This is a genomic window from Spirosoma harenae (assembly GCF_054776975.1).
Window position 1 is genome coordinate 23,142 of the sequence record NZ_BAAHBD010000009.1, and the last position, 14,980, is coordinate 38,121.

The following is a 14,980-nucleotide window of genomic DNA, read 5'->3' on the forward strand; positions in this document are numbered from 1 at the left end:
GCCAAAAACGTTTCAAAGCGATAGCAGGATAACTCTTCGTAAATACCTTTGTAAGCCATAGACTTAACAGTTTATGGGCAAATATAATTTTTTAAATAAACCTGAAAAACAGAGACTTTATTTTGTGGCTCTCGCATAAACGACCGTTAGGGATTCAGATTACTCTTAGTCTGATCTGGTTACTCTGGGCGGTCAACGCATTAGGGCAGGCTAAACCATCGACTCAAAAGTCCACAAAACCGTCGACAACAACGGCTCCGTCTACATCAAAAACGATTAAACCTGGGATTGTTTCACCTAATATCGTACGACCACAAAGCCGCACGACTATTAACAGCGATTCAATCCGTGTTGCCGCTCGCGATACAACTAACTCTGATTCGACCAGTGCAGATAGTTTTAAAACAACGGTCAAATACCAGGCCAAAGATTCAACAATCTATGCAGCTGATGGTCAGACAGTTGAGCTATTCGGTGACGCTAGTGTAATCTACGGTGATATATCCCTCAAAGCCGAATACATTCGGCTGAATTACCTCACCAATGAAGTCTATGCGAAAGGTCGATATGATTCAACGACTAAAAAGTTGATTGGTCGACCTATTTTCCAGGATGGCGAAGGAAAATACGATACCAAAGAAATTCGATACAATTTTAAATCCAGAAAAGGACGTATTCAGGGCGTAATTACTCAGCAGGGCGAGGGGAACATTCGGGGAACAACCGTAAAAAAAGACGCAGAAGATAATCTGTACATTGGCAAAGCGATGTACACAACCTGCAATCTGGCGACTCCGCACTTCCACATTAATGCCAGTAAACTAAAGGTAATTCACAGTAAGCAGGTTGTTGCCGGGCCGTTCAATCTGGTAATCAATCAGATCCCTTTGCCGATTGGATTACCCTTTGGCTTTTTCCCATTTCCAAAGCGAAAGGAAATTGGCGTATCAGGAATTATTGTGCCTCAATATGGCGAAGAACCAAACGGGCGAGGGTTTTATCTGCGCGACGGTGGTTACTACTGGGCAGTTAATGAGAACCTTGGTCTGCAATTCAAAGGACAGATCTATTCGCGTGGGAGCTGGGGCCTAGGTCTCTCATCGGCTTATAATAAACGATATCGCTACAGCGGCAGTGTAAATCTCCAATTTAACCGCAACCGCTCTGGCGACCGAGTCGATACAACCCAAAGTCCACGAAATGATTTCTCGTTTACCTGGTCCCACTCCCCTATTCCGCGTGGACGAGGAAGCTTCTCCGCTAACGTAAACGTCAGCAGTAACAGCTACAACCAGTTCAACTCCTACAGCACCCAATCATATATTTCCAACGTAGCCGGGTCGTCGATTCAGTATAGCCGTACGTTTGGGCAATATGCTCGGGCGGGTGCTAACATACGGGTAAACCAGCAGTTTGGGCAGGTTAATCAACGAACAGGCATTCGCGAAAATGGCAAAACCGACGTTTCATCGGATTTCAATTTTGGCATTAACCAGATCGCGCCTTTCGCGCTAAAAGGCGGAACAGGACGTTGGTACGAAAGTTTCCGGGTTGGCTTGGATGTGAGCGGCTCCATTGCCGTTAGCAATACCATCCGGAGTCAGTTGGATACGACGGGCTTAGGCTTTCCAGTCGTTACCAATTTAAGGACGGTTAGTACGCTTGAACGCTATCAGGATAGTATTACCCGCGCAACGAATCTTCGTCTGGGTATTGTTACAGCCGATCCTAATCTGATTGCGTTTAGTCTGGCCAACGCTAACCGCATCTGGCAGAATCGCACAATACAGGCTCGGTATAGCATTCCCATTTCGCTGCCTAATGTTAAGTTGCTGCGTTACATTAACGTAACCCCCGGTTTCTCATTGCAGGGTAACATTTATAGCAAAAGGCTGGAACCTAACTTAGCGTATAATGCAGTGCATGATACGATGAAAATTGATACGGCACGAGGCTTTTTTCCATCGTATAATTTCTCAATTAATGCGAGCATGAATACACGTTTCTACGGGACTTATTTTATTCGTGGAAAGCGTATTGAAGCGATTCGTCATACCGTTGCGCCGTCTATTTCCTTCAGTTATGTACCTGATTTCACAAATCCGTCTTACGGGCAGTTTTTTGTATTGGACGCCAAAGGGCCACTAGCCAATTTGCCGCTCTACCGTCGAACCATTTCAAGATTCCGGGGAATAGATGGCGGAACTAGTAGTGCCTCCAGTACAGCATCGGCATTTATAAGTTTTGGGATCGTCAATCAGCTGGAAATGAAGGTTCGGACCAGAAGCGACTCGTCGGGACAGGATTTTAAGAAGATTCCGATTTTCGATAACTTAAGTATCAACGGAAGCTACAACCTGCTGGCACCCGATTATAAGCTATCGCCCATTTCGGTTAACGCCAATACCCAGATTTTCAAGAATATCAGTTTCAACTTCTCATCCACCTTCGATCCATATGCAACGCGACCTTATGGAGGTATAGCTCAATATTATTTCCCTACTACCACTACGGTGCTAACCCCGCTATCCTATTCACCTTCACTGCAATCGTTGCAGGAACCTTACTTAGATCAGCAGTATGCTCGGGTTCCGAATCTTTATGCTTTTCAGGCCGGTCAAGGGTTTCTTCGCTTAACGAACTTACAGGCCTATGTGAGTGCCCGATTTGCACCAAAGCAAGCGGATAAAAAGAAAACCAGTACGAATGCGTCGGAAGCGACGATGAAGGCTATTAACAACAATCCAGAATTGTACGTCGATTTCAATATACCCTGGTCGATGAACATCAGCTATACATTCGGGCTGACGAAATTAACCCCTGAACTGTCGCAGGTGGTACAGGCGCTAACGCTGACGGGTGATTTAAGCCTGACGCCGAAATGGAAAGTTACGATCAATACAGGCTACGATTTTCAGTTCAATAGCCCAACGTTAACAACTATTGGGATTAATCGTGACCTCCACTGCTGGGAGATGGCCTTTAACTGGACACCTTATTCAGGTAACAATATTCGTTCAGGCAACTACTCGTTCGATTTACGGGTGCGGTCGTCGATCTTGCAGGAATTGAAACTGAGCCGACGTCGGAGTTTCTACGACAACGGTGGCTTCTATGGTCGATAAACGTTTTGTTGAATCGGCTGGGCAGCTCATTCTAATTAGCCAATATTACAAAAAACAGTAACTTGCAGCTACAATTACTTTCTGACTATTTGCTATGAACGACCGCGATAAACAACGCCTTGACGAACTGGAAGTAAAAACAGCTTATTTACTAGCTCGCCAAGATGAACAGGAAACCCGCATGGCTCAAATTATAGCTCGTCTGGTCTACATTGAAGCTCGTCAGTATCGGATCATGAAGGAGTTGGGCATGGACCCCGAAAAAATCGATACGCCCCAAACGGCTCAGCAAGATGCTAAATCGATTAATCTCACCGCTATTCCCGAACAACGGCTGAACTGATTCGTGCGTACCTTTTTCAGGTATCAAACTATTGTCAACTAGCCAACGGGAAGCTTAGACTAAATTCTCTTTTGCTTCCTGCTTCAACAGCATTTTATCGATGGGTACCACGCCTACCGATTCACAAACAAGTCCACCGCCCAGGTTCGATAGTCCGGCAATAATGCCTGGTGGCTGTTTCAGTGCCACACAACAAGCCGCAATACTAATCACGGTATCGCCTGCACCCGACACATCGGCAATCTTGCGAATATGAGCCGGAAGCCTCTGCTTCTCTCCGTTGAAATCAATAAATACGCCCCGCTCTGATAACGTGATTAGCGCACCCTTTAGATTAAGTTCTGCCTTCAATTGATTGACAGCCCTTTCAAATTCAGTATCATTATCTACGTCAAAGTCAATTTTTAAGCCTTCGCGAAGCTCTTTCAGATTAGGCTTAAAAAGTGTTGTGTTATGATAAGCTAAGAAGTTGCGTTTTTTCGGATCAACAACGGTTGGAACTCCTTGCTCGTTGGCGAAATCAGTAATCTCAGCAATGGCTTCTTTACTCAGAACACCTTTATCGTAGTCTTCAAAAATAACGACGTGGCACGTTGGAATCAGTTCTTTGGCCTTGGCAACCAACTGTGTTCGTTCGTCGGTCGTAATGTATTTGTCTGTTTCGGTATCTACCCGCACTACCTGCTGCGATCCGGCAATAATCCGTTCTTTGATGGTTGTAATCCGGTCGTTACTACGAATCAGTCCAGTACAATTCAGCCCCCGATCGCAAAGTTCCTGTTCGAGCTGGTCGCCCGGCGTATCCGTTCCTATGACCGAACAGATGATTGCTTCGGCTCCCAAGGCCTGTACATTCAACAGAACATTACCAGCTCCTCCCAGACGCAATTCACGACGATTAAACCGCACAACCGGTACAGGCGCTTCTGGTGAAATACGCTCGACATGCCCCCATACGTACGAGTCAAGCATGACATCGCCGATGATCAGTACACGAAGTTTATCGAACTGGTCGAACAATTCGTCGAGGGTCATATCCAAAACAGGATTCATAAAAAAAGACATATAATGTTGATGCAAAGAAACGAAAAAGGCGTCTTAGTCTGACGATAATCCTTTTTGACGGGCAGCTACAAATAATTTACCAATTTGTTAACCAGCCCGTTATAACTTCTGGTTTCAAGAAAAATCCAATGACAGGAATCGTTAGTCCTATTACTAACCAGATGGCTGGTTTAGGTAATGTACGGGTACTAGGAGATTCCGTTATAGCAGACCGAAAAAAGAGCAGGAAGGGTATTTTAAGGTAATAAATGAGCGAAATCAGGGCATTTAATATTCCTAAAGCGAACAATACAAACAACCAAGTTTCACCCGTCCGCTCGTAGGCGTTATAGAGCGCTGTAAATGAAAGTAGTTTAGCCGTGAATCCGACTGTTGGCGGTAATCCTGTTAGGCCAAGCATAACGACTGTTAAAGCTATCGATAGTAAGGGCTGTTTCGCTCCTAAACCAGCCATATTCCGGATTGTCAGATCACTCCCGTTGCTGTACGCCAGTAAATCGATCAAAAAGAAGGCCGCCAGCGACATAAATAAATACGTGCCAACGTAAAATAGAACGGCATTGAAACCAGCCTCATTCATAGCCACAACTCCAACCAACAAAAATCCGGCATGGGCGATGGTCGAGTAAGCCAGAAGACGTTTGGCATCCGTTTGTCGAAGAGCCGAAAGGTTACCAATCAAAATACCCGACAATGCTAATACGGCCAGTGGCGTTTGTAAGTCCGCCGTGGTAGCACCGCTCATTGATGATTCTATTGGTAAGGCAGTAACCGTACGCATCAATACCAATATAGCGGCTGCTTTGGGGGCTACCGAGAAAAAAGCAGCTACAGGAACGGAAGCGGCTTCGTAAGCATCGGGAGTCCAGATGTGAAACGGAACCCCGGCAAGTTTGAACAATAATCCTGCTAGAGTCAGCAGCAAAGCAACGGTAGCGACTGGTATTTCCTGCTGAGAAAGTCCAGCCCCAAACGCTTCAGCAGTCAGATCGAGTGTACCCGTCATGCCGTAGAGTAACGACATGCCATAGAGCATTATGGCCGAACTGACGGCACCAAATAACAAATATTTTATACCTCCTTCCGATGCTTTTTTATCAGCCACGAGTGCCGTTAATAGATACGAACAGATGGAAACCAGCTCAATGCTTAGGTAAATACTCAGCAAATTGACGGAGATCGTCATCAGGAATAAGCCTAACGTCATGGCAACGAGCAGCGAGTACCATTCCAAGGGTAATTGGGTGGGGTCATCCACCCGTTTCGACGAGATAAAATACTCGTATAGCAATACCCCAACAGCACTTAAGGCAATGACAACCTGCATAAAAATGGCCTGTGTATCCACAAAAAGCAGGTGCATAAACAGGAAACCACGTATCGGCGACCAAACTGCCCATACACCTGCAATCGACACAACCAGCACGCTGAAAACAGCCAGATACTCACGCGATTTTGACGGCCCGATAGCTCGAACCAATACCAATTCGATAATCAGCAGAATACAGACAGATACTGATAACCAAACCTCAGGCCCAAATCCACCCAGGCTATTAAGAATATCGTATAGTTGATCGGTAAGAGACAAAGCTTTTGAGTTGTCAGTCCATAGTCGTCAGTCGATAAGAAAAAATAGTCATACGGCTACTCTTGCCTGTCAACTAATGACCGTTGACTTTTTTTAAATCATTCCATCTTCTCCCGGTCGGCCTTCATAATTATGTAGCTTAACAGGTTTCTGTTTTTTACGAAGACGAATATTGAGGAATTCAACGAGTAATGAGAAAGCAATGGCGAAATACAAATATCCTTTCGGTACACTACCCACTTCCTGATTGAAAATAACCACTTCGGATAAGTGAGCTCCTTCGGCCAGCAGCATAAATCCAATCATAATCAGAAAGGCGAGCCCTAACATTTGAATTGTAGGATGGTCATTAACGAATTTACCTACTGGGCCAGCAAAGAACATCATAATCAGGATAGACAGCACAACGGCGATCATCATCACAGCCACGTTCTGCGTTAGTCCGATGGCGGTGAGGATTGAGTCGATGGAGAAAACGATATTGGTGATGGCAATCTGCGTCACCACGCTCGAAATAGTGGTTTTGCTTTTACCTGCCCCCGCTTCGTCCTCATGGTCAGACCCTTCCAGTTTATGGTGAATCTCTGAAGTGGCTTTGTAAAGCAGAAATAGCCCACCACCAAACAAAATCAGGCTTTGTCCAGTAAAAGCCGCTTTAAACCAACCCGCATCAAGATGCGTAAACGGTTTGCTAAGCGATATAACAAAGGAAATACCCATCAGTAGCACAAGCCGAAACGCCATAGCCAGGGCTAAACCAATATTACGAGCTTTGGGCTGGTCTTGGCGAGCTAGTTTGTTAGCTGCGATGGAAATGAAAATAATATTATCGATACCCAGAACGATTTCCAGAAATGTCAGGGTCAGCAGGCTGACAATAGATTCAGCAGTGAAGAGGTCGCTCATTCGTTGAACAGATGTACGGCTCAAAAATACCCCCTACGAACCGGGTCTGCAACAAATTCGATTAAGAAAGACGCATTTAATCGTGCAGAAGGTAGCCAATTCGGATGATTGGCGACTGATTTTCCTGAAACTAAGCAACACAACCTTGTTGGTTGACGTATTAAAGAAAGAGAATTATAGTTTAATCTGAGAATATGGCACGCTTCGTGACGAACCATAGTCGTATTCGTATACTTAGTAACGTAACATTGGATGACGGTAAAATCTAACTTTAACCGTAGCGCTTATTCGTACTGTCCGATCCTTTGCTAACAAGCCGTAACATAATCCATAATAGACGCGTTATCCATGTAGCTTTTGGGATACAAATGCGTCTCTAAACTGATTTTCTGACAGAACTGGTACTTGCTGTGTCGAAAATAATTGTTCGTATTTTACTTGGTTTGCTTGCGCTCGTCTTATTACTGGCGGGGTTTGTGGTGCTTGTAACCACTACACCCTGGGGCCAGCAATTTGTCACAAAGCAGGTAAATTCCTATCTGGCCAAAAAACTTCAATCACCCTTTCATATCGGTCGAATCAGTTATTCCATCCCTGACTGGATCGAACTGGAGGATGTGTTTTTCAAAACGCCCAAAGGAGATACATTGCTCAATGGGGGTCGAATGCGTGTCGATCTGGATATGTGGGGGCTCCTCAACAACCGCGTCGCAATCAACCAGATTGAGCTGGAACATATTCGACTGAATATCAGCCGGACATTACCTGATACAGCATTCAATTTCCAGTATATTTTAAACGCCTTCGATACAGGATCAGCACCGGAACCTTCCGACACGGTATCGACGCCAATGGCAATTAATCTGACAGGAATTGCATTACGGGATGTTCGGATTAAATACAAGGATGACGTAGCAGGTGCCGATGTCAACGCCTATCTCGACAGTCTTCGCGCTACGTTTAGCGATACCGATGTCGACAAATCAAAGTATCATTTATCTAGCGTAACAGGAACTGGGCTAAACGTGTACACACGATTGTACGAAGGTTTGCCTACTCCGCCGAGCGCCCCCAGCAAACCGGGCGATACCCTTAATCTGGCTCTTGGAAAATGGCAGCTTACCAATACAAAATGGGATGTACGCGTCGAAACAGCTGATTTCCAGACAAAAGGAGCGACAGAACGACTCGCTATGGAATCGGATTATTTCTATCTGGATGGCGAGAAAATTGGCATAAAATCGCTTGAGTTGACCAACGGAGATATTGCTGCATTACTGACGAAACCTACGAAAAAACCAGCAACTACTCAGCCGGCCTCTGCGTCAACAACAGGTCAACCGGGTTGGCAGGCTAAACTCACGAATGTTCGATTTGCCAACAATCGAATTCGATTCGACGACGAAACCGCTCCCCGTCAGAAACAGGGCCTGGATTACGGTCATCTTGACTTACAGAATCTGGGTATTGATGGTCGTTTTCTGGTTTATCAGGATTTAGGGAAACGTGGACAGCGCATTAGCGGGCAACTGCGAAATGGCCGTTTCCAAAGCACAAGTGGCTTCAACCTTCAGAAACTTGACGGAAATATTCTCTATACCGACACAACCACAACTGTCACAAATCTTTACGTTCAAACGCCAACAACGCTCCTCCGCGATCAGGTCATTCTACGTTACGACTCACTCGGTCAGTTGACCAATCCTCGATTTGCGAATCGGGTGAACGTTCGGGTTAATCTACGCGACAGTCGTCTTTCGGTAGGTGATGTGCTACAACTCGCCCCGGATTTGGCTACTACACCACCATTTGCGGGGAACAAGGGCGGTGTATTTCGAGCAAACGCCCAGGCGGTAGGTACGCTGGCAGCGCTTAATCTACCCCGGCTAGAGTTCACGATGTTATCGGGAACTAAAATCCGGGCCAGTGGTCGGTTAGCCAACGTGACTGATCCTGATCGATTGGGTGTAGTGATGACCGTTCAGGAAGCATCAACCAATTTAGCCGATATTAATAAGTTAGTCCCCAAAGGGACCATTCCCTCATCAATTGCGTTGCCTCCGTCAATTAAATTGACTGGTAAAGTCAATGGAAAATTAGACGATCTGATTCTGGATACGAAAGTGAATACAGCCTGGGGGACGGCTAATTTCGACGGACGGTTGGCTGGGTTTGTTTCCGGGAAGAAACAAACGTATAAAGGCACACTGGCTTTAGCTGATTTTGATGCAGGAAAGTGGTTAAAGCAAACCGGCACCGTTGGAAAAATAACCGGTCGAGCCACGGTCGATGGACAAGGCATTGATGTAAAAACACTCACGACCAACTTTGATCTGGCCATACAATCAGCAGAACTACAGGGATACACTTACCAGAATCTAACCGCAAACGGGCGATTGTCAAGCGGAAATCTGGATGTAAAAGGTGCGCTTAAAGATCCAAATGCGGCTGTGGCACTGGATATCAAAGCCGATCTGAAGAAAGAATTTCCCAGTGTGGCTGGCGAAACAGTTATTCAGGAACTGAATCTGCAAAAGCTCAAACTATACAAAGACCCGTTATCGCTCAAAGGTCGGATTGTCATGGATATGGCGTCTACCAATCCGGATAAACCTGTCGGTACTATTTCGGCAAGAGACGCGGTCATCAATCTTGATGGGAAAGAGTATCCCGTCGACTCGCTTTATGCCAAATTGGATGCGAACGGGGATACCAAGAGTGTTTTGGCTCAGTTGCCGGGGGCGCAGCTAACCTTAAATGGCGAGTTTAACTATCCAGAACTCTACGACATTATTGCGGGGGAAATCGGCCAGTATATTGCTTTACCTGGGCTTGCGTATAAGCGAATTCCACCTCCTCACGCCTTTACGCTCAACCTGAAAGCCTATCAAAATCCACTCTTCCAGGCATTTGTGCCAGCGCTGACCCGCATGGACACGATTCGATTGGATGCGTATCTGGATAATAAACGCGATACAACATTTTCGGGAACACTGCGAACGGGCGTGATTGTGTACGATACGACAATGCTAAAGGGCAGCACGTTTGCCTTACGGGGAGCCAATAACCAGTTAAAAGTTGATGGGCAAATTGATGGGGTACTTTATGATGGAATCAATATTCGTCAAACGAATCTGAACGGGGTAGCCGCTGATAATCGCTTCAAGTTTGCCATCGTCAATAAGGACTCGCTGAATAAGGATTTACATGGGTTGGCCGGTACACTTAGTATTGTCGATTCCAGTTATCGGTTCCAGTTTGCCCGAAATGGCTTGTTAACCAATTATCAGCGCTGGCAAACCGATACGAGTGGTTTTGCGCAATACGGTAACGACGGCGTACTGGTTAATAATCTACGGATCGAACAAGGTCAGCGAGCGCTTGAAATAAATAGTACCGAACAATACAACAATGCACCGATCAGGGTAACCGCCCATTCCCTTGATATAGCCAATCTGGCACGGTTAGCGAATCAGGATACCACACTGGCAGCCGGTGAATTGAATGGTACAGTCATTATTCGCGATTATATGGGCACGGATAATAAACTGGCATTTATTGGCACAATCTACGTTGATAGTCTGGAGGTTATGGATAAACCGATCGGTAATCTCACGGCACGTTTTAGAAATAGTTCCGATGGGCGCATCAGCGTCAACACCACGCTTATTGGCCCCTACAATGATGCCAGCGTTAACGGATTTTATAATCCGGAAGATGCAAAAAAAGCACTCGATCTGGCCATTAACTTAAAACGATTAGATGCCCGCACGATTGAAGCCTTTAGCTTCGGTGAATTACGACGGGCCAAAGGGCAATTGACGGGCGATTTCACGGTGGCGGGCGCTGTAGATAATCCGGTGATGAACGGTAGTGTCGCTTTCGACTCGGTGGCTTTTAACATCAAACAACTCAATGCGACCTACCACATCGACCAGGAGAAACTAGCCTTTGCGGGTCAAACGATTACGCTGAGCGATTTTAGTGTACGCGATTCGCTCGGCCGTACGCTGAACACTAATGGAACGGTTGTCCTCAAAAATTTGCCTGATGTAGCCTACAATCTGCGGGTTCAGGCCGATCATTTCCAGGTATTGAATGCGGCTCGTAAAGACAACGATTATGCCTACGGCCAAGCAGCCGTTAGCACAGATCTGCGTATTAAAGGAACCGGATCGAATGCCTCAATCAATGGTACTGTTCGATTGGAAGACGAGAGTAAAATTACGATGGTACTTCCCGATGAATCCATCAATGCGAATGAATCCAACGGCATCGTAACGTTCATCAATCATAATGATTCGCTGGCGTTAGCCAAGTATTTGATTCAACCCAAAGCCGATACGACTCGTCCCCGATTGGCTTTTGAAGAACTAAGTGCTTCCACGATTTCCGTCGATCTGGAGGCAGATGAAAAATCGGAGTTAACGATTATTGTCGATGAATTGAATGGTGATTATCTGCGGGCACGGGGCAACGCCCGACTCAATGTGGGTATTAATCCATCCGGCCAGTTGACGGTATTAGGCCGTTATGAAGTTACGGAAGGTGAATATTCGCTGACGTATCAGGTGTTGAAACGAAAATTTGAGTTGCAGAAAGGAGGATATATCAACTTCACAGGCGATCCACTCAAAGCCGATATTAACATGACGGCGATCTATAAAGTCTCTGTGCCGCCGGGTGATCTTATCGGTAGTGAAACGACCTCGTTAGATGCGACTGCGGCCAAGCGCAAACTGCCTTTTGAAGTGTACCTGACGATTAGCGATAATCTGGCCGCTCCTAAACTAGGGTTCGACATTCGACTGCCCGAAGCAGAAAGTGGTGCTGCCCAATCGAGTGCGCTTGGCACCAGTGTTGAGAACAAACTGAAAACGCTTCGGCAGGATCAGTCACAGATCAATAAACAGGTATTTGCTCTACTCGTTCTGAATCGGTTCTTACCTGAAAACACATCGGATTTCTTCTCAGGCTCCGACAATGGTGGACTAAATACCCAAGCCGAAAACATTGCCAGAAGCAGCGTTAGCAAATTAATTTCCGATCAGTTAGGACGTCTGGCATCGAACGTATTAAAAGGATTCGATGTCGACTTCAATCTGCTATCACAGGCAGGTAGCGCCAATACGGGTGGTACGACCAATGGCTCCCGAACTGATCTGAATGTTGGCGTATCGCGCAGTTTTCTGGCAGGTCGGGTAACGGTTTCGGTTGGTAAAAACTTTGTCCTTGATAACTCAGCCAGTGCTGCAACTCCTAGTCAGAATCAGGTATTCGATAACGTATCGGCCAATTATAATGTAACTCGCGATGGTCGGTATGTTCTGCGTGCGTACCGACGAAATGATTATCAGGCGGTTCTTGATGGATACATTATCGAAACGGGCATCGGTTTTATCATTACGATGGATTATAACTCAATAAGCGAAATCTTCCGGCGGTCATCGCCCGGTCCATCGCTGAATTAATGCGTTATGAACTACTTATTACGAATAGTATCCTACTACCAAAACCATTTGTCTGCCACAACCATTCTGGCAAGAAAAGGGCGGCTCATTGCAGCCCCCTTGCCTTATGCCCTATGCGTTCTCCTAAGCGCCTGTAATATCGCGAAACACTTGCCAGCCAATGAGCGGCTTTATATGGGCACAGATATAGTGATTCATGCCGACTCAACCATTTCGAAAGACGATCAGAGCGGTCTGGAGGATCAGTTGTCTGATATAGCCCGCCCACGACCGAATAAACAATTGTTTGGCTACCCCTATAAAGTAGGGCTTTATTATCTATTTGGCGAACCGAAAAAACCAAACGGATTTCGGGCCTGGTTTCGCAATAAGTTTGGTCAGGAGCCAGTATTTGCCAGTGCGAAAGCCATCACATCCAATGTCCCTATTTTTAAAGCAACTCTACAGAATCAGGGATATTTCGGATCGGATGCCAGTGGGAAACTAAAAGAAGATGGCTACAAAGCGCGGGGTGTTTACGATGTTGACGTAAAACAACGCTATTACATCGATTCTGTTGGCTTTCTGGTTGATTCGACTCCCGTTAAGAAGGCGCTTTTGACATCAAATCGCCGAACTGTTATCAAAAAGGGCGATCCATACCTGTTCGATAATATTAAACTAGAGCGGGAGCGAATTAGTCAGGCCATCAAGCAGCGGGGGTTTTACTATTTCTTACCGGATTACGTTGCTGTGCTGGCCGATAATGATTCGGTAGCGCATCGGACAAAGCTCTACTTCGCTATCAAACCCGATATTCCTGAGGCAGCCGCTGTTCCCTATTACATCCGGGATGTATTCATTTACTCGAACTACAATCTTTCTACGGCCCGTAACGATACGAATCGGCGAACGGCCTATAAAACCGACGAGCAGTTTCGGGTCATTGATTCTACCCATCGATTCAATTCGAAGTTATTCCGCGACATTGTGACCGTACAGCCGGGGCAACGGTACAACAGCCGCATGCAGGACTTAACGCTATCACGATTTATCAATGTCGGCGCATTTAAATTTGTCCGGAACCGGTTCGATCCTGATCAACAGGGCGATTCTGCTGTGCTGGATGTCCATTATTACCTGACTCCCTATCCCGCCAAATCCATACGAGTTGAGTTGGATGGCACGTCAAGATCCAATAATTTCAACGGAACACAAGTTATTGTAAGCTGGCGCAACCGGAATGCTCTTCGTCGTGCTGAGCTGTTAACCATCAATGCGAATGCTGGTATTGAGTATCAGGTTGGCGATGTGCAGGAAACGGTCACGAACTACCGATTCGGCACAGATGCTACTTTAAGTTTTCCCCGATTAGTAGCCCCTTTTCGCTTCCGATACGACCAACGACAGGCCCTCCCCAAAACAAATGCAACGATTGGTTATCAGACGATTATTCGGGGAGATCTTTATCGAATCAATTCCGCACAAACCACATTTGGGTACGCCTGGCGGCAAAATCAACAGGTTGAGCATGTGTTTCAGCCGTTCAGTATCAACTACGTCTATGTACCACTGAATAGCGTGGGAGAGCGCGTCTACGATATTTTGTTTGATCCTGAGATTCCGCAAATTATCAAATCACAATACCAGACTACCGTTTTTCAGTCTGACCAGTTGATTCTCAGTTCGCTCTATACATTCAATTATAACTCACCTGCGCGGTCAATATCGCCAAATACATTTCGCTTCACAGGAAATGCGGAAGTTGCTGGTAATCTGGCTAGTCTTTTCTTTCGAAAACAATTGCCGACAGATCCTCGAAATGGCATATTCGGCGTTCCTTACGCCCAATACGTTCGGTTCGACGCGGATTTCCGATACTACCGCAAATTGAATCCCAAAGTAACATTGGCCAACCGCTTCTTTGCGGGAGTAGGCGTTCCGTACGGGAACTACAATGGGTATCAATTGCCCTTCACAAAACAATATTTTGTAGGTGGTAGCAATAGTATTCGAGCATTCCGTCCCCGTGCCATTGGCCCTGGCCTGTTCACCCGCGACACGATCCGCAATCTACCCCCTTTTCAGGATGGCGGAGGTGACATTAAGCTGGAAGCCAATACCGAGCTACGAGCTAAATTCAATAAGTTTTTGGAAGGAGCCATATTTGTCGATGCTGGCAACGTCTGGACCTACTACAATCTGGAGAATTTTGACGGAGATATCGAGACGTTCTCGCCCAATTTCTACAAACAGATTGCTGTAGGCGCTGGTGTCGGTATTCGCCTTGATCTATCATATTTTCTGATTCGCCTTGATCTGGCAACACCACTCCGAAAACCATACAAAACAGATGGTAATGAGTGGGTTGTCGACAAAATGGCTTTCGGTAGCAGCGACTGGCGAAAGCAAAATCTAGTCTTTAATATTGGCGTCGGGTATCCGTTCTAACTTGTTTCAGATTCGTCTGTCTACTCAAAACTATTTTTGTCATCCTGACGAC

7 protein-coding genes are annotated in these 14,980 nt (G+C 46.0%); 4 read left to right on the forward strand and 3 right to left on the reverse strand.

Translation table 11 applies throughout. From position 1 onward, the window contains the following. The first annotated feature begins 122 nt into the window (after positions 1–122). Together ACYVE4_RS13020 and ACYVE4_RS13025 are read left to right on the forward strand one after the other, a co-directional pair. Complete coding sequence (locus ACYVE4_RS13020) at positions 123–3,125, forward strand: putative LPS assembly protein LptD (protein WP_461040438.1); 3,003 nt, start codon at positions 123–125, stop codon at positions 3,123–3,125. Positions 3,126–3,219: 94 nt separating this feature from the next. Then, positions 3,220–3,468 (forward strand): hypothetical protein, encoded by a 249-nt coding sequence (locus tag ACYVE4_RS13025; RefSeq protein ID WP_461040440.1) that lies wholly within the window; start codon positions 3,220–3,222, stop codon positions 3,466–3,468. A 54-nt stretch (positions 3,469–3,522) separates the two neighbouring features. Here ACYVE4_RS13025 and ACYVE4_RS13030 read toward each other — a convergent pair whose 3' ends face one another. The 3 genes from ACYVE4_RS13030 to ACYVE4_RS13040 all read right to left on the reverse strand — a co-directional run bounded on the left by ACYVE4_RS13030 (position 3,523) and on the right by ACYVE4_RS13040 (position 7,027). Further along, complete coding sequence (locus ACYVE4_RS13030; RefSeq protein WP_461040442.1) at positions 3,523–4,521, reverse strand: bifunctional heptose 7-phosphate kinase/heptose 1-phosphate adenyltransferase; 999 nt, start codon at positions 4,519–4,521, stop codon at positions 3,523–3,525. An 88-nt stretch (positions 4,522–4,609) separates the two neighbouring features. After that, the gene (locus tag ACYVE4_RS13035) at positions 4,610–6,121 is read right to left on the reverse strand and encodes an NADH-quinone oxidoreductase subunit N (protein ID WP_461040444.1); all 1,512 of its coding nucleotides are present in this window, start codon (positions 6,119–6,121) and stop codon (positions 4,610–4,612) included. A gap of 93 nt (positions 6,122–6,214) precedes the next feature. Then, complete coding sequence (locus ACYVE4_RS13040) at positions 6,215–7,027, reverse strand: TerC family protein (protein ID WP_461040445.1); 813 nt, start codon at positions 7,025–7,027, stop codon at positions 6,215–6,217. A 410-nt stretch (positions 7,028–7,437) separates the two neighbouring features. Here ACYVE4_RS13040 and ACYVE4_RS13045 point away from each other — a divergent pair, with 410 nt between their 5' ends. Together ACYVE4_RS13045 and tamL are read left to right on the forward strand one after the other, a co-directional pair. Further along, a complete protein-coding gene (locus ACYVE4_RS13045; protein ID WP_461040447.1) occupies positions 7,438–12,498 on the forward strand; it encodes a translocation/assembly module TamB domain-containing protein in 5,061 nt (1,686 codons plus the stop codon). 6 nt (positions 12,499–12,504) lie between these two features. Then, positions 12,505–14,928 carry a translocation and assembly module lipoprotein TamL gene (tamL, locus tag ACYVE4_RS13050; protein ID WP_461040449.1) on the forward strand — a complete coding sequence of 808 codons (2,424 nt, stop codon included), beginning with the start codon at positions 12,505–12,507 and terminating at the stop codon, positions 14,926–14,928. Positions 14,929–14,980 lie beyond the last annotated feature (52 nt).